Below are 19,282 nucleotides of genomic sequence, written 5' to 3' on the forward strand. Positions count from 1 at the left end.
CTGTCGATGCTGAGCCTCAGCTTGCCAACCATCTCTCGCTCATAGGCGACGCGCTCGGCGATGAAGTCGCGGTAGGCGGCGGTGTCGAGATAGGCGAGCGGCATATCCCAGCGCTCACGGATGGCCGTGTTCTCCGGGCTCATCAACGCCTCCCTAAGGGCGTCGTGCAGCACCCGCACCACGCCGGGGTCCATGCCCTTGGGCCCCGCAATGCCGTAGGGCGAGGTGACGACCACGTCCACGCCCAGCTCGCGCAGCGTCGGGACGTTCGGGAAGCGCGCGGCGCGCTCCGGCGACCAGACGCAGATGAGGCGGAAGGCGCCGGACTCGACCTGTGGCACCCAGGCGGAGCTGTCAGCAATGCTGTCGATCTGCCCGCCCAGCAGGGCCGTCACGCCCTCGGTCGTGCCGCGGAAGGGGACGTGGACCATCTCCAGCCCGAGGCGGGAGAGGATGTCCTCCATGGCGATGTGGTTGCTCGTGCCGATGCCGCTGGTCGAATAGGTCATCCGCCCTGGCCTCTCCCGGGCGGCCGCCACGTAGCCGGCCCAGTCCTGGATAGGACTGTCCGCCCGCACGACGACGCCGAAGAGCCAGCCGGTCAGCCCCAGCACCGGGGTGAAGTCCGCCACCGAGTCCCAGGAACGGGCCCTGGTCATGAAGGGGTGGCGCAGGACCGAGAGGTGGTGCTGGGCAAGGGTGTAGCCGTCCGGCGCTGCCTGGAGTAGCGCCTGGGCCGCGAGCAGCCCACGGGCGCCGGAGCGGTTCTCGACGAGCACGGGCTGCCCGAGGAGCTTCGTTGCGACATCGGCGAGGGAGCGGAGCTGTGCGTCGGCCGAGCCGCCCGGCGGCCAGGGCACGAGCAGCCGGATGGGCCGGTTGGGAAAGCCGGATTGGGCAAGGGCCGGCCTTGCCAGCCCTGCGGTGCCGAGCGCGAGAAGGGTTCGACGGGGCAGGGGCCCCTGCGCGTGCCTGACCATCGGATATCCTCCCGTCGGGCGGCGCCTGTTGCCGGCGTCCTGCCCCAGGAAAGGTTGGCAGAACGGGACCCGGCGTGACAACCGGCGTGAGGGGGCGGCATTGGAGCGGGCCCGCGCACCCCCTATCCTTCTTTCGATGCCCGCAAGGGCAACGACCCAGTGCTGGAGGATGCCATGAGTCACGATTTCCTGGACGAGCGCCGCAAGGCCCTGGAGGAGGCCTTCTTCGCCCGCGAGAACGCCGAGGCGATCCGCCGCCTGCACCCGACCGAGGGCGGCCAGTCGCCCGCGTCCGGCACCGGCATTCAGGATCCAGCCGTGCTCGAGCGCCTGGCCGCCCATGGGATCGGCGCGAACGCGCTGACCGCCCTCTCACTCGCCCCCCTCGTCCTCGTCGCCTGGGCGGACGGGACGCCGCAGCCGGAGGAGCGCAAGGCGGTGCTCTCCGCCGCGGACGGGGCCGGGATCCCCGCAGGCAGCGCCGCGCACAACCTGCTCGACCACTGGCTGGCCCAGCACCCGCCGGCCGACCTGCTCGCCACCTGGACCGACTACGTCCACGCCCTGGCGCCCGATGCCCGCAGGGCGCTGCACAAGGACGTCATGGCGCGCGCCCACCAGGTGGCGGAGGCCGCGGGCGGCTTCCTCGGGCTGGTGAGCAAGGTTTCCCCTACCGAGCAGGCGATGCTGAAGCGCCTGGAGGCCGCCTTCACCGTCTGAGCCGGCTCCGCTTGGGCCGGCGCAACAAGGCAGGGCTGCGCCGCAACGGGGTGGCGCGCCCTTGCCCGGGCGGGCGCCGCGTGCCATATGCCGCGCGCCGGGCACGGGGGCCTCTCCATGCCCGGCAAATCCGCACGCGGTGCGCCCTTCCGAGATAAGCGGCAGGGTCCGGTCCCCCGACTTTTCCCACAGGGAAAATGTCGCACGGGGGTACAGCGCCGCGGAGGCCTAACCGGATCAATCGGAAGAAGGAACCGCCACATGGCGATGCCCGACGTTACCCTGCGCGGCCTGCTCGAGGCCGGCGTCCACTTCGGCCACCACACCCGCCGGTGGAACCCGAAGATGGCCCCCTACATCTTCGGCGTCCGCAACCAGGTCCACATCCTCGACCTGCAGCAGACCGTTCCCATGCTCGACCGTGCGCTCCGCACCGTGCGCGACGTGGTGGCCGGCGGCGGCCGCGTGCTCTTCGTGGGCACGAAGAAGGCGGCGGCGGACTACGTGGCCGAGGCCGCGACCCGCTGCGGCCAGTACTACGTGAACCACCGCTGGCTCGGCGGCATGCTCACGAACTGGAAGACCATCACCGGCTCCATCAAGCGCCTGAAGCAGATGGACGAGCAGCTCGGCGGCAACACCCAGGGTCTCACCAAGAAGGAGATCCTGATGCTGACGCGCGAGAAGGAGAAGCTCGACCGCGCGCTCGGCGGCATCCGCGAGATGGGCGGCCTGCCCGACGTGATCTTCGTGATCGACACGATCAAGGAGAAGCTGGCGATCGAGGAGGCCAACAAGCTCGGCATCCCCGTGATCGCCGTCTGCGACTCCAACGCCGACCCCTCGGGCGTCGCCTTCCCGATCCCGGGCAATGACGACGCGATCCGCGCTATCAACCTCTACTGCGACATGATGGCGGCCGCCGTGTTCGACGGCATCTCGGCCGAGCTGTCCAACTCCGGCATCGATGTCGGCGCCCAGGCGGACCTGCCGGTCGACGCGCTGCCGGACGACGAGGCGCTGCCCTCCGTGCCGAACGACATCGCCTCGACCGAGGGCGTCGGCATCTTCGCCGAGAGCATCCCCGAGTCCATGGGCGGCCCCGACGCCGCGGCGGGCCCGGCGCTTGAGAACGCGCAGTCCAGCCCGGCCTCGGGCGTCGAGGGCGCGGCCGCCAACCAGGCGGGCTGATCGCCGCGACCCCCGCGCGGGCCGGACCGCGCGGGCTCGCAATGAACTGATCGCGCCGGGGTGGCATGGCCGCCCCGGCGTATCGCATACACGCCGCGCCACACGTCCCGGGTACGCCCGGCCGGGCCGGCATGCCAGAAGACGGGATAGAGACAGATGGCCGAGATCACGGCAGCCATGGTGCGCGACCTGCGCGAGAAGACCGGCGCGGGCATGATGGACGTCAAGAAGGCCCTCGTGGAGAGCAACGGCGACTCCGAGGCGGCGATCGATTGGCTGCGCAAGAAGGGGCTTTCCTCCGCCGCCAAGAAGTCCGGCCGCGTGGCCGCCGAGGGCCTGATCGGCGTCGCCGCCGCCGGCACGAAGGCGGCGATGGTCGAGGTGAACGCCGAGACCGACTTCGTGGCCCGCAACGAGCAGTTCCAGGGCTTCGTCGAGACGGTCGCGAAGATCGCCCTCGATGCCGGTGAGGAAGTCGAGGCGCTGAAGGGCGCGCAGTACCCGGGCGCCGGCCACACGGTCGCCGAGGAGCTGACCCGCCTGATCGCCACCATCGGCGAGAACATGACGATCCGCCGCGCCCGCGTGCTCTCGGTGCCCTCGGGCGCCGTCGCAACCTATGTCCACAGCGCGGTGAAGCCGGGCCTGGGCAAGATCGGCGTGCTGGCCGCCCTCGAGGCCGCGGATGGCGGGGACGCGATCCTCACCCTCGGCCGGCAGATCGGCATGCACGTGGCGGCTGCTCGCCCCGAGGCGCTCGACATCTCTGCGGTTGACAGCTCCTCGCTGGACCGTGAGCGCGCGGTGCTGACCGAGCAGGCCCAGGCCTCCGGCAAGCCCCCCGCCGTCATCGAGAAGATGGTCGAGGGCCGCATCCGCAAGTACTACGAGGAAGTGGTGCTGCTGGAGCAGGTCTGGGTGCATGACGGCGAGAGCCGGGTGAAGGCCGTGGTCCAGAAGTCCGGCGCCAAGCTGACGGGCTTTGCCCGCTTCCAGCTCGGCGAGGGCATCGAGAAGGAGACGAGCGACTTCGCCGCCGAGGTCGCCGCCGCCGCCGGTACTGCCGGCTGACCGGCCCGCCGGGCGCCTCCCCGCGCCCGGCCATCCCTCCCCAGGAGGGGAAAAGTTCGTCGCCGGGTGATCCTCGCCCGGCGCCGGACGTCACGCTCCCGGCCACGGCGCCTTGCCGGCCTGCCCGGGCGCGATTAACCTCGCCAGCCTTCAGGACCGCAGCACAGAATGACAAGCCTCCGCTACAAGCGTGTCCTGCTGAAGGTTTCGGGCGAGGCCCTGATGGGCAAGGGCAATTACGGCCTCGACGCCACGACGGTGAACGCGATCGCCGAGGACATCTTCGCGGTCACCCAGCTCGGGATCGAGGTCGGTCTTGTGATCGGCGGGGGCAACATCTTCCGCGGTGTCTCCGGCGCGGCCGCCGGGATGGACCGGGCCCAGGCCGATGGCATGGGCATGCTCGCCACGGTGATCAACGCGCTGGCGATGCAGAACGCGCTGGAGAAGGCGGGTGTCGCCACCCGCGTGCAGTCCGCCATCCCCATGGCCAGCCTCTGCGAGCCCTTCATCCGCCGCCGAGCCGTGCGACACATGGAGAAGGGGCGTGTGGTGATCTTCGCCGCCGGCACGGGCAACCCCTTCTTCACGACCGACACCGCCGCCGCCCTGCGTGCGGCCGAGATGGGCTGCGACGCGCTGCTGAAGGGCACGCAGGTGGACGGCGTCTATACCGCTGACCCCCGCAAGGACCCGCTGGCCGAGCGCTACGAGGCGCTGACCTATCATGACATGCTCGCGCGCGACCTCGCAGTCATGGATGCGGCCGCCATCTCGCTCGCCCGTGAGAACAAGCTTCCGATCATCGTCTTCGACATCCACGAGCCGGGTGCCTTCACCGCCGTCATGAAGGGCGAGGGCAAGTTCACCACGGTCCACGAGAGCTGAGGGACACCCCATGGCCGCCGCCCCCGACTTCCCCGAGCTTCGCAAGGATCTGGTGCGCCGTATGGACGGCGCGCTGGAGACCCTCCGCAAGGAGTATTCCGGCCTGCGCACCGGCCGCGCGAGCCCGGCGCTGCTGGAGCCGATCCGGGTGGAGGCCTATGGCACGAACCAGCCGCTGAGCCAGGTGGCCAATATCTCGGTGGCGGGCCCCGGGCTGCTCTCGGTGCAGGTCTGGGACAAGTCCGTGACCAAGGCGGTGGAGGTGGCGATCCGCGACGCCAATCTCGGCCTCAACCCGCAGGCCGAGGGCCAGGTGATCCGCGTGCCCCTGCCGCCGCTGACACAGGAGCGGCGCAACGACCTCGCCAAGCAGGCGGCCAAGTATGCGGAGGCGAACAAGGTCTCCATCCGCGGTGTCCGTCGCGATGGCATGGAGACGATCAAGGGATGGGAGACGAAGTCCGAGATCTCGAAGGACGATGCCAAGCGCTGGTCCGATGACGTGCAAAAGCTGACCGACGAGTACGTGAAGAAGGTGGACGCGGCCTACGCGGAGAAGGAAAAGGACATCAAGGCCGTCTGAGCGGCCATATCCTCATGAGCGCCGCCACGCAAACCAAACGGATGAGGGGGGAAGCCCCCGCCGCCCCCATTCATGTGGGTGTGATCATGGACGGCAACGGCCGCTGGGCAGCGGCCCGCGGCGTGCCCCGGGCGCTCGGCCATAAGGCTGGGGCCGAGGCGACGCGCCGGCTGATCGAAGCCGCCGGCGACATGGGGATTTCCTGGCTCACGCTCTTTGCCTTCAGCAGCGAGAACTGGCGCCGCCCGGCCGACGAGGTGCGTGACCTGACGGGGCTGATGCGCCACTACCTGCGCCATGAGGTGGGGCAACTGGTCGAGAAAGGCGTGCGCCTGCGCGTGATCGGGGACCGCACGGCCTTCGGGCCGGGCATGCAGGCCGAGATCGCCCGCGCCGAGGCGGTGACCGCGGGCAACACGCGGCTGAACCTCAACGTCGCCCTCTCCTATGGCGGGCGGGCCGAGCTGGTGAAGGCGGCCCGCGCCCTGGCGCGCCGGGTGGCGAGTGGGGAGATCGACGAGGCGCATATCGACGAGGCGAGCCTCGCGGCGCATCTCGATACCGCGGGCATGCCGGACCCTGACCTCATCATCCGAACCTCCGGCGAGAGCCGGCTATCGAACTTCCTTCTCTGGCAATGTGCCTATGCCGAGCTGGTCTTCCAGCCCGTGCTCTGGCCCGATTACGACGCCGCCCATCTGCGCGAGGCCGTCGCCGAGTTCCAGCGCCGCGACCGGCGCTTCGGCGCCCGGACCGGCTGACGCGGTGACCGAAAGAGGCACCGCGCTGGAGGCCTCGAGCGCGGCTCAACCCGGGCAGAACAAGCCTGGGAAGAACTGGCGGGACCTGCGCAAGCGCGTTCTCTCGGCGATGGTGCTGGCGCCCTGCGCTCTGCTCTGCGTCTGGCTCGGTGCCAATGCTTACACCTTTCTCCTTGCCCTGGGCGCGGCCATCCTGACCTGGGAATGGGTGCATCTCTGCGGGATGCGCGCGCGCACCCTGCCGGGCGCGGGGGTACCCGTGGCCGTGTTCATCGCCGGGACACTGGCGGTGATGGAGTATCCGCTCGCCGCCTGGGCGGTGCTAGGGACGGGTTTCCTGCTCACCTGGGCCTTCGCGGCGGGGATGCGCGACCGCGACCGGCCTGCACAGCCGAGCCTGCGCCTCGCGCTCGGAGTGCTCTACATTGGGATCGGCGGCCTCTGCCTCATCGAGTTGCGGCACGAGAACGAGGCCGGGCGGGCGAACCTTCTCTTCCTCCTCCTCGTCGTTTGGGCGAGCGATATCGGGGCCTATCTGGCCGGCCGGGCCCTGGGCGGGCCGCTGCTCTGGCCGCAGGTTTCACCGGCCAAGACCTGGACCGGGGCGGCCGGCGGGCTGCTGCTGGCCATGCTCATCGGCGGCTTCGCGGCGCTGCAACTCGCGCCCGGCAGCTTTTCCCGCGCCGCTGCGGCGGCGGCGGTGCTGGCCGTCGCCACCCAGGCCGGCGATCTCCTGGAATCCGCGATCAAGCGGCACTTCAAGGTCAAGGACACCTCCAGCCTCATCCCCGGCCATGGCGGGTTGCTCGACCGGCTGGACGGGCTGCTGGCCGCGGCCCCGGCCGCCATGCTTCTGGCGCTGCTGATCGGTTATGGCGGCGCGCTGTGGCGCTGATCTTCCCCACCCAAACCCCGGGGGCGACGCCATGACGCGCACCGTGACCATCCTCGGCGCCACCGGCTCTGTCGGGCGCTCTACGACGGCCTTGTTGGAGGCCGCGCCCGAAGGGGCCTTTGCGGTGGAGGCGCTGGTCGCCGGGCGCGATGCCGCGGCCCTGGCGGAAACGGCCCGGCGGCTGCGGGCGCGAATTGCCGTGCTGGCGGATCCCGCCGGGCTGCCGGCGCTACGCGAGGCCCTGGCTGGGAGCGGCATTGAGGCCGCGGCCGGGCCGGAGGCGGTGATAGAGGCCGCGGCGCGGCCGGCGGACTGGACCATGGCCGCCATCGTCGGCGCCGCCGGGCTCCACCCGGCGCTTGCGGCGCTGCGGCGCGGCGGCACGCTGGCGCTGGCCAACAAGGAAGCGCTGGTCTGCGCCGGTGAGATTTTCCTGCGCGCGGTCCGGGATGCCGGCGCGACGCTGCTGCCAGTCGATTCCGAGCACAACGCCATCTTCCAGGCTCTCGACGTCCGCGACCCCGCGATGGTGGAGCGGATCATTCTCACGGCCTCCGGCGGGCCGTTCCGCACGGCCAGCCTCGCCGAAATGCGGGCGGCCACCCCTGAGCAGGCGGTGCGCCATCCCGTCTGGTCCATGGGCGCGAAGATCAGCGTCGACAGCGCCACCATGTTCAACAAGGGGCTGGAACTGATCGAGGCCGCGCGGCTCTTCCCCGTGCCGCCCGACAGGATCGAGGTGCTGGTGCACCCGCAATCGGCCGTCCACGGCCTCGTGCAATATGCGGACGGTTCGCTACTAGCGCAGCTCGGAACGCCCGATATGCGCACGCCGATCGCCCATGCCCTCGCCTGGCCGAACCGGATGCGCGCCGACGTGGCGCGGCTGGACTTGGCCGCACTGGGACGCCTGGAGTTCTCCGCGCCCGATCCCGTCCGCTTCCCGGCGCTGCGCCTCGCGCGGGAGGCCTTGCTGGCCGGGGGTGGCGCCCCCACCATCCTCAATGCGGCGAACGAGGTGGCGGTGGCCCGCTTCCTCTCGCGCCGCCTCGGCTTCCTCGACATCGCCCGTGTCGTCGAGGAAACGATGGAGCGCCTCGGCAACCCGCCGGTGGCGAGCCTCGATGCTGTGATCGATCTCGATGCCACCGCCCGGACCGAGGCGGAGCGCATCGCCAGCAGCCTTCACGCCCCCGTTTGACCTGATAAGCCGAACAGCCAGAGAGACCCCGGTGCAGTTCCTTCCCGACCCCTTCCGCACCATCCTGGCCTTCGTCGTGGTCCTGGGCGTGCTCGTCTTCTTCCACGAGTTGGGCCACTACGCCGCCGCCCGCTGGCGCGGCATCTATGTCGAGCGCTTCTCCATCGGCTTCGGCCGCCGCATCGCCGCCTGGACGGACCGGCGCGGCACGGAGTGGCAGATCGGCTGGCTACCGCTCGGCGGCTACGTGAAGCTCTACGGGCAGGAAGGGCCGGGCGACGTGACCGATTCGGTCGATGCGCCCCCCGGCCATGACCCGCGCGGGCCGCGCTTCCACGACAAGTCCGTGCTCGACCGCGCCATTGTCGTCGCGGCGGGGCCGGCAGCCAACTTCGTCCTCGCCGCCGTGCTCTTCGCTGCGCTGTTCATGGCGGTCGGCCGGCCGGTCGGCACCACCAGCGTCGCCTCCGTCGTGGCGGGCGGCGCGGCGGAGCGGGCGGGGGTCATGGTGGGCGACCGCATCGTCTCGCTCGACGAAACGCCGGTCACGCGCTTCGAGCAGGTGCAGGCCTATGTCCAGCCGCGTGCCAACCAGCCGATTCAGCTCCACCTGCTGCGCGAAGGGCGGGAGCTGAGCGTGACCGCGACCCCGCAGCCCCGTGCCGGCGCGGCGGAGGGCGCGGCACCGGTCGGGCTTCTGGGCATCGGCGGCGGTGCGCCGGTCTATGAGCGGACGGACCCGCTCTCGGCGGTTTGGGGCGGCATCGCCTATACCGGAGAGATCACGGTGCAGACGCTCGGCGGCATCTGGCAGATGATCGCGGGGCAGCGCGGCACGGAGGAACTCGGCGGGCCGCTGCGGATCGCCCAGCTCTCCGGGCAGGTGGCCAGCCTCGGGCTCTCCAGCCTCGTGACCTTCATGGCGATCCTTTCGGTCAACCTCGCACTGATCAACCTCTTCCCGATTCCCGTGCTTGATGGCGGGCATCTGGTTTTCTACGCGATTGAGGCGTTGCGTGGCCGGCCGTTGCCGCCGCGGGCGGTGGAGTACGGCTTCCGGGCGGGGCTCGCGGTGCTGGCCACGCTTTTCATCTTCGCCACCTGGAACGACCTCTCGAACTTCGGCCTGTTCCGCTGGGTTCACGGCCTCTTCGGCTGAGAGCACGGCCGGGCGTAATTTTTTCACACCCCGGGCTGCAACCTCGGGCGGGGGTGGCAAGGCACGGTCCTTGTCGCTAGGTTGCGGCGCCGTCGCAGGCCTCCAGCCCCGCGACCCGGAAACGCCGGCACAGGATCACGCCTTGCAAGTCTCGCCTTTCTCCCGGGCCGTCCTCCTGGCCGCCACTTGCCTCGTTCCCGTCATGGTCACCTCCGGCGCGGAGGCCCAGCCGCGCGGCCCCGAGCCCCGCGCCGCTCAGCGAGGCACCGCCCGCCCCGTGGCCGCGCGCCCGGCCGCCCGCGCGGTTCCCGCCCGCCAAGCGCGGCCCGCCTCGGGCACGGTCCAGGCGATCGACGTGCAGGGCAACCAGCGCATCGAGGCGGACACGATTCGCTCCTACATGCTGCTGCAGCCGGGCGATGCCTTCGAGGAGGACCGGCTGGACCGGTCGCTCCGCACGCTCTACGCCACCGGCCTGTTCCGTGACGTCCGTGTCTCCCGCCAGGGGGACAGGATCCAGGTGCAGGTCGAGGAGAACCCGATCGTCAATCGGGTCGCCTTCGAGGGGAACAGCAAGCTCAGCGACGAGGTGCTGCGCAACGCCGTGCAGCTCCGGGCCCGTTCGGTCTTCACGCCCCAGGCCGCGCAGTCGGACCGTTCCCGGGTGCTGGACCTCTATGCGAGCCGCGGCCGGCTCTCCGCCACGGTCGAGCCGAAGATCATCCGCCTCGACCAGAATCGCGTCGACGTGGTCTTCGAGGTGAACGAGGGCGAGGTCGCGCTCATCAGCCGGATCAACTTCGTCGGCAACCGCTCCTACTCGGACAGCCGGCTGAAGGAGGTCGTGGCGACGCGCGAGGCCGCTTGGTACCGCCCGCTCAGCACGAGCGACACCTACGACCCCGAGCGCCTGAACTTCGACCGCGAGCTGCTGCGTCGCTTCTACCTTCGCCAGGGCTTCGCGGACGTGAACGTGACCGCGAGCTCCGCCGAGCTGACGCCGGACCGCACGGGCTTCTTCGTCACCTACGTGGTGGACGAGGGGCGGCGCTACCGCTTCGGCAAGGTCGACACGACCTCCGCGCTGCGCAATGTGACCGCCGACCAGCTCCGCCCCGAGGTGAACATCTCGACCGGCGACCAGTATGACGGCGAGGCGGTGGAGCGGATCGCCGAGACGATGTCCGATCGCGCCAACGCGCTCGGCGCCCCCTTCGTGGAGGTGACGCCGCGCGTCGTGCGCAACACCGAGCGCGGCACGATCGACATCACCTTCGAGGTCAAGGAGGGCAACCGCCTCTACGTCGAGCGTATCGACGTGACCGGCAATGTCCGCACCCAGGACCGGGTGATCCGGCGCGAGTTCCGCCTCGCCGAAGGCGACGCCTTCAACGCGGCGCAGGTCCGGCGCTCCCGCCAGCGCATCCGCGACCTCGGCTACTTCAGCGACGCGACGATCAATACGACCCCTGGCTCCACGCCGGACCGGGTGATCCTGACCACCGGCGTGACCGAGCGCGCGACGGGCGAGGTCTCGCTCGGCGGCGGCTACTCCACGGATGCGGGCGCGCTCGCCGATGTGGGGCTCCGCGAGCGCAACCTGCTTGGCACCGGCATCGACGGCCGCATCAACGGCGTGCTCGCCCAGCGGCGCAGCCAGCTCGACTTCTCGGTGACGGACCCGTCCTTCCTCGACCGCAATCTCGCGGTGGGTGCGGACGTGTTCTACATCAACCGCGACCTCAGGACCTATTCGGGCTATCGCGAGCGCCGCTACGGCTTCGCGCTGCGCGCCGGCTACGAGTACAACGAGTTCCTACGTCAGTCCTTCAGCTACACGCTCGCGCAGCGCAACATCTACGACATCATCCCTGGCGCCTCCCGCTACATCGAGGAGCAGAGGGGTGAGACGCTGCTCTCCCAGGTTGGGCAGACGCTCACCTATGACCGGCGCGACAGCCGCCTTGACCCGCGTAGCGGATACCTTGTGCGCGTCGGCACGGACGTGGCTGGCCTCGGCGGCGACGTGAACTATGTCCGCGGCCGCGTGGACGGCGCCTACTTCATTCCGTTCGAGCGGCTGCTGGGCGATCCGAACTACGTGCTCGCGCTGCAGGGATCGGTCGGCTACCTCGAGCCCTTCGGCGGCAAGCGCGAGCGGATCGTCGACCGCTTCTTCCTCGGCGGCGAGAACCTGCGCGGCTTCCAGACCGCCGGCGCCGGTCCGCGCGACATCACCCCGAACGGCACCCGCGACAGCCTCGGCGGCCGCTTCCTCTATACCCAGACTACCGAGTTCCGCTTCCCCCTGCCCGTCCCCGAGGAGATCGGCATCACCGGCCGCGCCTTCGTGGACGTGGGCGGCCTCAGCGGCTCTTCCACCGGGCCGAACATCGCGGATGACTCCTCGCCGCGTGTCGGCACCGGCGTTGGCGTGTCCTGGCGCAGCCCCTTCGGGCTGATCAACCTCGACTTCGGCAAGGCAGTGGTGAAGAAGAGCTACGACACCACGCAGATCTTCCGCTTCGGCTTCGGCACGCGGTTCTGAGATCGAAGAGACTGGAGCACGAATGATGTCCGCGCGCCCCGCGATCGCAGCCTTGACGGCCCTGCTCATCCCCGTCCTCTCGGCGGGTGGGCCCGCGCTCGCGCAGTCCGACCCCGGCTTCTTCATCCCGCCGGGTGGCGGTGGCGGTGGCGCCGCGCGGCCTGCCCAGCAGCCGGCGCGACCGGCGCAGCAGCAGCAGCGCCCGCCGCAGCAGGCTCAGCGCCCGCCCCAGCCCAATCCCGCGCCGCTCCCGCCCGGCCAGCCGCCGCCGGCCGCCGTCATCGGCATCGTGGACGTACCGGAAATCCAGCGGAACTCGACCGCTTTCAACGGCGTGCGCGAGGAGGTGGAGCGCCGCCGCCAGCGGCTGAACGACGACCTGCAGCGCGAGCAGACCCGCTGGCGGGAGGAGCAGACGACGCTTGCCAACCAGCGCGCGACGATGAACCCTGACCAGCTGCGCCAGCGCGAGCGCGAGCTGCAGGAGCGCATCACCGACAGCCAGCGCGTCTTCCGCGACCGTTCCCGCGCCATCGAGCAGGTGGCCCAGGCCGCGCTCGGCGAGATCGAGCAGGCACTGGCCGTGGTGATCCGCCAGGTGGCCGCCAGCCGCAACGTGAACCTCGTGCTGCCGCGCCCGCTCGTGATCTTCAACGACGCGCCCTTTGACCTGACGGACGAGATCAGCCAGCAGGTGAACCGCGTGCTTCGCAGCGTGACGCTGCCGCCCGAGGGCCAGGCTCCGGCCCAGCCGGCTGCCCAGGGTGGCGCCGCTCCGGCGGCGCCCGCCGCCGCCCGGCCAGCCGCCCCCGCCGCCCAGCCCGCCGCGCCGGCGGCGCAGCAGCCCCGCCGCTAGTTCGGTGGCGGCGGATCCTCGTTTCCATCCCTCGGCCGGTCCCCTGGCGCTGGGGCAGCTGGCCGCGGCGGCCGGTATCGCGCTGCCGGAAGGGGTGGAGGGGCGCCTATTCACGGGCGTCGCCACCCTTCAATCCGCCGGTCCGGAGGACGTGTCCTTTCTTGAGAGCCGGCGCTGGCTGCCCAGCTTGAAGGAGAGCCGCGCCGGCGCCGTGGTGCTGTCTGAAGCGAACGCGCATTCGGTGCCGGAAGGCGCCGTCGCGCTCGTCTCGCCCGCGCCCGTGCTCGCCTTCGCGCGCATCGCGGCCCTCCTGCATCCGCCCGCCCGCGCCGCCGGCACGCGCCACCCGACCGCCGTGATCGAGGAGGGAGCGACCATCGGCGAGGGCTGCGAGATCGGCGCCTATGCCGTGGTCGAGGCGGGGGCCGTGCTTGGCCCGCGCTGCATCGTCGGGCCCCACGCCCATATCGGCGCGAACTGCGTTTTCGGTGCGGAGTGCCGCATCCTCTCGCACGTCACGGTCTCGCATTGCGTTGCCGGAGACCGCGTGACGCTGAACCCGGGGGCGCGGATCGGTAACGAGGGCTTCGGCTTCGCCACCACGCGGGAGGGCGAGCACGTGACGGTGCCCCAGCTCGGCCGGGTGCTGCTTGGCGATGGAGTGGAGGTCGGCGCCAACAGCTGCATTGATCGCGGATCGAACAACGATACGGTCATCGGGGCGGGCACCCGGCTGGATGACCAGGTAATGATCGGCCATAACGTCCGCACCGGGCGCGGCTGCGTGCTGGTCGCCCAGTCCGGCATCTCCGGCTCCACCGTACTCGGGGACTTCGTGGTCATCGCGGCGCAGGCCGGTATCTCCGGCCATCTCAACATCGGTTCCCGGGCGCGCGTCGGCGCCAAGTCGGGCGTCATCAACGACGTGCCGGAAGGAATGGACGTCTTCGGCTTCCCGGCTATCCCCGCGAGGGAGGGCTTGCGGGTTGCGGCCGCGATGCGGAAGCTGGGACGATCGAAGGCAGCGGCCCGCATGCCCGAAACGAAGAGCGATTGAGCATGTCGGACAGCACAGGACAGGTCCTCGGGGAAGGGGGCGGCAGCGGGGCCGCATCGAAGGAGGCGCAGCCGGCAGGCGGCACGCGGGACGTGCTCGACATCGCGCGCATCATGGAGGCGATCCCGCATCGCTACCCCTTCCTGCTCGTGGACCGCGTTGTGGACTTCATCCCCGGCACGAGCGCCACGGGCATCAAGAACGTCTCGATCAACGAGGGTATCTTCCAGGGCCACTTCCCGCGCCATCCCGTCTTCCCTGGCGTGATGATCATCGAGAGCATGGCCCAGACCGCGGGCGTGCTGGTGGTGGAGACGCTGGGCGAGAGCGCGCGGGGCAAGCTCGTCTACTTCATGTCGATCGAGGGCGCGAAGTTCCGGAAGCCCGTGGTGCCCGGCGACCAGATGCGCGTTCACGTCACCAAGGAGCGCCAGCGCGGCAACGTCTGGAAGTTCTCGGCCGAGGCAAAGGTCGATGGCGTCGTGGTGGCCGAGGCCACCTATGCCGCCATGATCCTGGACGGCTGAGCGTGGCCGAGATCCACCCGACCGCCATCGTGGCGGATGGCGCCCGGCTGGGCGCCGGCGTGACCATCGGCCCCTATGCCACCGTGGGCGCGCAGGTTGTCCTCGCGGAGGGCGTGCAGGTCGGCGCGCACGCCGTGCTCGACGGCATCACGCACCTTGCCGAGGGCGTGCAGGTGCTGCCCTTCGCCTCCGTCGGTCTGCCGCCGCAGGACCTGAAGTACAAGGGCGAGCCCACGCGCGTGGAGGTCGGCCCGCGCACGATCATCCGCGAGCACGCGACGGTGCATCGCGGCAGCGTCGGCGGTGAGGGCGTCACCCGCCTCGGCGCCGAATGCCTCATCATGTGCGTCGCCCATGTCGGGCATGACTGCCAGCTCGAAGACAAGGTGATCCTCGCCAACAACGTCATGCTCGGCGGGCACGTGCATATCGGCGACAATGTCTTCATCGGGGGCGGCACGGCCATCCACCAATCCGTGCGGATCGGACGGCAGGCGGTGATCGGCGGCATGAGCGGGGTGGAACGGGACGTGATCCCCTTCGGTTCCTGCATGGGCAACCGGGCGCGGCTGATCGGCCTGAACCTCATCGGCCTCAAGCGCCGCGGCTTCGGGCGGGAAGCGATCAACGCCCTGCGCGCCGCCTATCGCGGCCTCTTTCTCGGGCGCGGCACCTTTGACGCGCGCGTGGCCCTGGTGACGCAGGAGCACGGCGAGCAAGCGCAGGTGGCCGAGGTCCTCGCCTTCATTGAGGCGGCCTCCCGCCGCGGGCTGATGCGCGCCGGCCGACAGGCCGGCGAGGCCGAGGCCGAGGCCGCCTGAGGCGCGCGTGACCGGACCGCACGCCGAGCCACCCGTCGCGATCGTGGCCGGGGGTGGCGCCATGCCGCTCCAGGTGGCCGCGGCCTGCCGCGCCACCGGGCGGCCCTACGTCGCCGTGCTGCTGGAGGGCTTCGCCAAGCCCGCCGAGTGGCCGGGGGTGCCGCAGATCGTCATCCGGCTCGGCGCGGCCGGGGCCGCAATTGACTGGCTGAAGCGCCAGGGCGCGCGCCAGATCGTGCTGGTCGGGGATATTCGCCGGCCCTCCATCCTCTCCCTGCGGCCGGATGCCGGCGCAGCCCGGCACATCGCGCGCATCGGCATGAAGGCCTTCAGCGGCGACGACACGCTGCTCTCCGCCATCCGCCAGGTGCTGCGGGAAGAGGGCTTCGACCCCGTTGGCCCAACGCGCTTCCTTGCCGAAGCACAGGCGCCTTCCGGCCTTCTCACCCGGCTCGGGCCGAGCGCCATGGCACTCGCCGATATCGCTCGCGGCGTGGCCGTCGTGCGCGCGCTGGGCGCAGTGGATGTGGGGCAGGGAGCGGTGGTGCAACAGGGCCTCGTTCTCGGGGTGGAGGCGATCGAGGGGACGGACGCGCTGCTTTCCCGCGTCGGCGGGCTGCGGCGGGATGGTCCGGGCGGCGTGCTGGTGAAGCTGGTCAAGCCCGGCCAGGATCGGGAGGTGGATATGCCCGCGCTCGGCCCGCGCACGGTGGAGAACGCGATCGCCGCCGGCCTCTCCGGCATTGCCTTCGAAGCGGAGGGCGCGCTGCTGCTCGACCGCGCCGGAATGGTCGAGCGTGCGGATTCCGCCGGTCTCTTCCTTCTCGCGATCCACCCGGATGACCATGTGGGCGCGGCGACAGCAGGAGCCGCAATATGAGCGATACCCCGAAGGGCAAGTTCCTCCACACGATGATCCGCGTCGGCGATCTCGAGCGGAGCGTGAAGTTCTACACGCAGATGTTCGGGATGCGGGAGCTTCGCCGCAACGACGTGCCCGCGGGCAAGTACACCCTCGCCTTCCTCGGCTATGGCGGCAACGCGGCCGGCGAGGCGGAGATCGAGCTGACCTACAACTACGGTACCGAGAAGTACGAGATGGGCGGCGCCTTCGGCCACCTGGCCATCGGCGTGCCCGACGTGGCCGCCGCCTGTGAGCGCATCCGCGCCGAGGGCGGCAAGGTGGTGCGCGAGGCCGGGCCGGTGAAGCACGGCACGACCATCATCGCCTTCGTCGAGGATCCGGACGGCTACAAGATCGAGCTGATTCAGCGTCAATAGCCGCGTGGCCCTTCTTCCCGATCCCGTCCGCGTCCTCAGCGAGGCCGCCAGCCGCAGCGCGGAGGCAGCCCTTGCCCTTGCCGGGCGGGAGCGGGTTCGGCTGGCCGTGACCGGCCTCTCCCGCGCCGGGAAGACGGTGTTCCTCACCTCCCTCGTCGCCAATCTCGTGGCGGCGGGGGCAGGGCGGCGGACGCTGCCGCGGCTGGAGGCGACTGCGGGCCGTCTCCAGCGTGCCCGCGCCATCCCGCCGGGGGTGGAGGCGACGCCGCGCTTCGACGCCGAGGCACATCTCGCGGCCCTGGCCGCCGATCCGCCGCGCTGGCCGGAGCGGACGGACGACCTCTCCACTCTTTCCCTCTCCCTCGTGATCCGCCGGCGCGGCCTCTACGGCCAGTTCCTGCCGGACCGCGAGGTGACGCTCGACCTGCTCGACTACCCCGGCGAGTGGCTGCTCGACCTCCCGATGTTCGGGCAGGATTTCTCGGCCTGGTCGGATGAGACGCTCGCGCGGATCTCCACCGGCATCCGCGCGGCGCCCGCGGCGGAATTCCTGGCCTTCGCCCGCGCCCTGCCGGCAAATGCCCCGGCGGAGGACTCGCTGGCGCGTCGCGGACACTCCCTCTACCGCCGCTTCCTTCTCGAGGCGCGGGACGAGCTTGGCTTGCGCTTCCTCCAGCCCGGCCGCTTCCTCAACCCCGGTCCGGCGGGCGATGCGCCGCTACTCTGGTTCTTCCCCATGCCGGAAGCGGCGCGCGCCTCGCCGCTCGGCGAGTTGCTGGAGCGGCGCTATGCCGCCTATCTCCGGGACCAGCGCGACCGCTTCCTCGATCCCGTCTTCCGCCGTTTCGACCGGCAGGTGGTTCTGGTGGATGTGCTCGGCGCCCTCCATGCCGGACGCGAGGCCTTCGACGACACGGCCGAGGCGCTGGCCGCCATCTCCGGCACGCTGCGCTACGGACGCGGCTGGCTGGACCTGCTGACTGGCGCCGGCATTGCCCGCGTGGCCTTCGCCGCCACAAAGGCCGACCACGTGCCGGAGGTGAGCCGGGACAGCCTGTCCTCCCTTCTTGCGGATCTCGTGGAGGCGCCACGGCGGCGGGCCGAGATCGCGGGCGCTGCGGTGTCCGTCCACACGGTCGCGGCCATCCGTTGCACCCAGGAGGCGACGGCCCTGCACGAGGGGCGCGCTTCGCCGGCCGTGCGCGGGATCCTGCTGGAGAACGGGCGCTGGGCGACGGTCGATCCCGGCATCGTTCCGGCCCGCCGCCCGCCCGAGAGTTTCTGGAACGCCGCCTATTTCCAGATGCCGGTCTTCCGCCCGCCCGGGCTTGAGCCGGATGGGCGCGGCGGCGTGCCGCATCTCGGGCTCGACGGGTTGCTCTCGGGGCTGTTGGGGGACGCGCTGTAAACCCGCACCCGCCGGGCCATATGCGCGGTCCGCGCGAAGGAGGCCCCCGTTGAGCGAGACCGCCCACCGCCCGCCCCGGGTGATCCTGGAGGAGGAGGCCGGAGAGGCCCGCCTGGACCATGCCTGGGAGGCGGAGACTGGCCCCGTCGCCGTGCCCTCGCTCGGCATCTCGACCCTCTCGCTCCTCGCGATTGGGCTCTCGGCCCTTATTCTTGGCTTCTCGACGCTCGCGGCCGGCAATTACGTGGCGGAACAGTTCGGGCGCGCGGCCTGGCTCGGCTGGCTGACCCTGGCCGTGGCTCTTGGCGGCTTCGGCGCGCTCGGCGGGGCGGTGGTGCGGGAGTTCCGCGCCCTGTTCCAGCTGCGCGCGGTGGACGCCGCACGCGCTGCCTTTGTCCGCGGCGACCACCGGGCTGCCAAGGCCCATGTGCTCGCCTGGGCAGAGCCGATTCCGCTCGCGGCCGCCGCGCTGCCGGCCCTGCGCGAGGCGCCGGATCTTTCCGCCCTTCGCGCTCTGTTGGAAGCCGGCCCCTTGGCCGCGCTGGACGGCGAAGCGCGCGCGCTCGGGCGTTTGGCGGCGATCCAGGGCTTCGCGGCTACCGCGGTCAGCCCTTCGCCCGCGCTCGACGCGCTGGTGGTCGGCTGGCGCGGGTTGCGGCTGGTACGGCAGGTGGCCGCGCTGCACGGCATGCGGCCGGGCGTCGCCGCGACCGCCTCCCTTCTGCGCCGCGCCGCCTTCGATGCCGCGACAGTTGCGGCCACGGAGGTGGCGACGGACGCGGCCGTGCGCGCCATCGTCTCCAACCCCTTGATCGGGCATGTGGCCGGGGAGACCGCGACCGGGGCGGTCGCTGCCCGCCGCCTGATCACCCTTGCCCGCGCCACGGCTGCCGCCTGCCGGATCGTGCCGCGCGGGTGAGCCGCAGGGGCACACTCCGGAGGCTCTTTACCCTGTATTGACGCGATTGGCCGATCATCTCCGGGCACTGCTCAGGGATCGTCATGCGCGTTCGCACACTTCTTCTCGCCGGCGTCACCGCGGTTTCCCTTCCCGGTTTCATCGGCCTTGGCTGGAACTCCTAGCAGGCCTGGAACACCTGGAAAATGGCGGACCAGGCCACCTACTCAACCCGAGTGCTGAGTGGGACGCTCCGCGGCATCACCGCCCTCGGGGTGGAGAGCGGGATGCTGAGCGCCGCCGGACGCACGGGTGCGGCCGACCCCGCCGAGCTCCAGGCCAGCGAGCGCTCGACCGAGGCGCTGCTGGAGGAGGTACGCCGCGCCGTACGGGCCGAGGGGCTGGGCACCGATGCGATTGATGAATCCGCGCGCAAG

The 19,282-nt window shown here is 71.0% G+C and carries 19 protein-coding genes and 1 pseudogene; 19 read left to right on the plus strand and 1 reads right to left on the minus strand.

The window, feature by feature from the left end:
- On the minus strand, positions 1-980 hold a 980-nt coding region (locus D9599_RS28090), incomplete at its 3' end, for a tripartite tricarboxylate transporter substrate binding protein (RefSeq protein ID WP_198384600.1).
- A 174-nt stretch (positions 981-1,154) separates the two neighbouring features.
- Between D9599_RS28090 and D9599_RS28095 the strand changes: the two genes are divergently transcribed.
- From D9599_RS28095 to D9599_RS28185, 19 genes and pseudogenes are all read left to right on the plus strand, one after another.
- Positions 1,155-1,700 (plus strand): hypothetical protein, encoded by a 546-nt coding sequence (locus D9599_RS28095; RefSeq protein WP_198384601.1) that lies wholly within the window; start codon positions 1,155-1,157, stop codon positions 1,698-1,700.
- Between the two features lie 261 nt (positions 1,701-1,961).
- Positions 1,962-2,699, plus strand: a pseudogene (gene rpsB / locus D9599_RS28100) (30S ribosomal protein S2); the annotation flags it as partial.
- A gap of 348 nt (positions 2,700-3,047) precedes the next feature.
- The gene (gene tsf, locus D9599_RS28105; RefSeq protein ID WP_198384603.1) at positions 3,048-3,962 is read left to right on the plus strand and encodes a translation elongation factor Ts; all 915 of its coding nucleotides are present in this window, start codon (positions 3,048-3,050) and stop codon (positions 3,960-3,962) included.
- A gap of 168 nt (positions 3,963-4,130) precedes the next feature.
- Entirely contained in the window at positions 4,131-4,850 is a 720-nt protein-coding gene (pyrH, locus tag D9599_RS28110; RefSeq protein WP_198384604.1) for a UMP kinase, read from the plus strand.
- 10 nt (positions 4,851-4,860) lie between these two features.
- Positions 4,861-5,433, plus strand: coding sequence for a ribosome recycling factor (gene frr, locus D9599_RS28115; RefSeq protein WP_198384605.1), 573 nt, complete (start codon positions 4,861-4,863; stop codon positions 5,431-5,433).
- A 41-nt stretch (positions 5,434-5,474) separates the two neighbouring features.
- On the plus strand, positions 5,475-6,194 hold the full coding sequence (gene uppS / locus D9599_RS28120) for a polyprenyl diphosphate synthase (RefSeq protein ID WP_232481027.1): 720 nt from the start codon (positions 5,475-5,477) through the stop codon (positions 6,192-6,194).
- 4 nt (positions 6,195-6,198) lie between these two features.
- Positions 6,199-7,089 (plus strand): phosphatidate cytidylyltransferase, encoded by an 891-nt coding sequence (locus D9599_RS28125; RefSeq protein WP_309228737.1) that lies wholly within the window; start codon positions 6,199-6,201, stop codon positions 7,087-7,089.
- Positions 7,090-7,120: 31 nt separating this feature from the next.
- On the plus strand, positions 7,121-8,290 hold the full coding sequence (gene dxr / locus D9599_RS28130; protein ID WP_198384608.1) for a 1-deoxy-D-xylulose-5-phosphate reductoisomerase: 1,170 nt from the start codon (positions 7,121-7,123) through the stop codon (positions 8,288-8,290).
- A gap of 31 nt (positions 8,291-8,321) precedes the next feature.
- Positions 8,322-9,449, plus strand: a complete 1,128-nt coding sequence (gene rseP / locus D9599_RS28135) for an RIP metalloprotease RseP (protein WP_309228738.1) — start codon at positions 8,322-8,324, stop codon at positions 9,447-9,449.
- Positions 9,450-9,591: 142 nt separating this feature from the next.
- Entirely contained in the window at positions 9,592-11,997 is a 2,406-nt protein-coding gene (gene bamA, locus D9599_RS28140) for an outer membrane protein assembly factor BamA (RefSeq protein ID WP_309228739.1), read from the plus strand.
- Positions 11,998-12,019: 22 nt separating this feature from the next.
- Positions 12,020-12,853, plus strand: a complete 834-nt coding sequence (locus tag D9599_RS28145) for an OmpH family outer membrane protein (protein WP_198384610.1) — start codon at positions 12,020-12,022, stop codon at positions 12,851-12,853.
- 4 nt (positions 12,854-12,857) lie between these two features.
- The gene (gene lpxD / locus D9599_RS28150) at positions 12,858-13,910 is read left to right on the plus strand and encodes a UDP-3-O-(3-hydroxymyristoyl)glucosamine N-acyltransferase (RefSeq protein WP_198384611.1); all 1,053 of its coding nucleotides are present in this window, start codon (positions 12,858-12,860) and stop codon (positions 13,908-13,910) included.
- A 2-nt stretch (positions 13,911-13,912) separates the two neighbouring features.
- Positions 13,913-14,437: a 3-hydroxyacyl-ACP dehydratase FabZ gene (gene fabZ / locus D9599_RS28155; protein WP_198384612.1), complete on the plus strand. Its 525-nt coding sequence runs from the start codon at positions 13,913-13,915 to the stop codon at positions 14,435-14,437.
- Positions 14,434-15,258 (plus strand): acyl-ACP--UDP-N-acetylglucosamine O-acyltransferase, encoded by an 825-nt coding sequence (gene lpxA / locus D9599_RS28160; protein WP_198384617.1) that lies wholly within the window; start codon positions 14,434-14,436, stop codon positions 15,256-15,258. Before fabZ ends, lpxA begins: the two co-directional genes overlap by 4 nt.
- A 7-nt stretch (positions 15,259-15,265) precedes the next feature.
- Positions 15,266-16,138, plus strand: a complete 873-nt coding sequence (locus D9599_RS28165; protein WP_309228740.1) for a UDP-2,3-diacylglucosamine diphosphatase LpxI domain-containing protein — start codon at positions 15,266-15,268, stop codon at positions 16,136-16,138.
- A complete protein-coding gene (gene gloA / locus D9599_RS28170) occupies positions 16,135-16,539 on the plus strand; it encodes a lactoylglutathione lyase (protein WP_043831198.1) in 405 nt (134 codons plus the stop codon). Before D9599_RS28165 ends, gloA begins: the two co-directional genes overlap by 4 nt.
- A 4-nt stretch (positions 16,540-16,543) precedes the next feature.
- Entirely contained in the window at positions 16,544-17,947 is a 1,404-nt protein-coding gene (locus D9599_RS28175) for a YcjX family protein (RefSeq protein ID WP_198384613.1), read from the plus strand.
- 49 nt (positions 17,948-17,996) lie between these two features.
- A complete protein-coding gene (locus D9599_RS28180) occupies positions 17,997-18,866 on the plus strand; it encodes a DUF697 domain-containing protein (RefSeq protein WP_198384614.1) in 870 nt (289 codons plus the stop codon).
- Between the two features lie 185 nt (positions 18,867-19,051).
- Positions 19,052-19,282 (plus strand): hypothetical protein (locus tag D9599_RS28185; protein ID WP_198384615.1); only part of this gene is annotated, 231 nt, incomplete at its 3' end.

Origin of the sequence: Roseomonas sp. KE2513, from assembly GCF_016107305.1 — a bacterium.
Classification (GTDB): domain Bacteria; phylum Pseudomonadota; class Alphaproteobacteria; order Acetobacterales; family Acetobacteraceae; genus Roseomonas.

Bases quoted from the DNA above. Each gene is read 5' to 3' on its own strand.
- D9599_RS28095 (WP_198384601.1), top strand. From the start codon at position 1,155: ATGAGTCACGATTTCCTGGACGAGCGCCGCAAGGCCCTGGAGGAGGCC.
- tsf (WP_198384603.1), top strand. From the start codon at position 3,048: ATGGCCGAGATCACGGCAGCCATGGTGCGCGACCTGCGCGAGAAGACC.
- pyrH (WP_198384604.1), top strand. From the start codon at position 4,131: ATGACAAGCCTCCGCTACAAGCGTGTCCTGCTGAAGGTTTCGGGCGAG.
- frr (WP_198384605.1), top strand. From the start codon at position 4,861: ATGGCCGCCGCCCCCGACTTCCCCGAGCTTCGCAAGGATCTGGTGCGC.
- uppS (WP_232481027.1), top strand. From the start codon at position 5,475: ATGAGGGGGGAAGCCCCCGCCGCCCCCATTCATGTGGGTGTGATCATG.
- dxr (WP_198384608.1), top strand. From the start codon at position 7,121: ATGACGCGCACCGTGACCATCCTCGGCGCCACCGGCTCTGTCGGGCGC.
- D9599_RS28145 (WP_198384610.1), top strand. From the start codon at position 12,020: ATGATGTCCGCGCGCCCCGCGATCGCAGCCTTGACGGCCCTGCTCATC.
- fabZ (WP_198384612.1), top strand. From the start codon at position 13,913: ATGTCGGACAGCACAGGACAGGTCCTCGGGGAAGGGGGCGGCAGCGGG.
- gloA (WP_043831198.1), top strand. From the start codon at position 16,135: ATGAGCGATACCCCGAAGGGCAAGTTCCTCCACACGATGATCCGCGTC.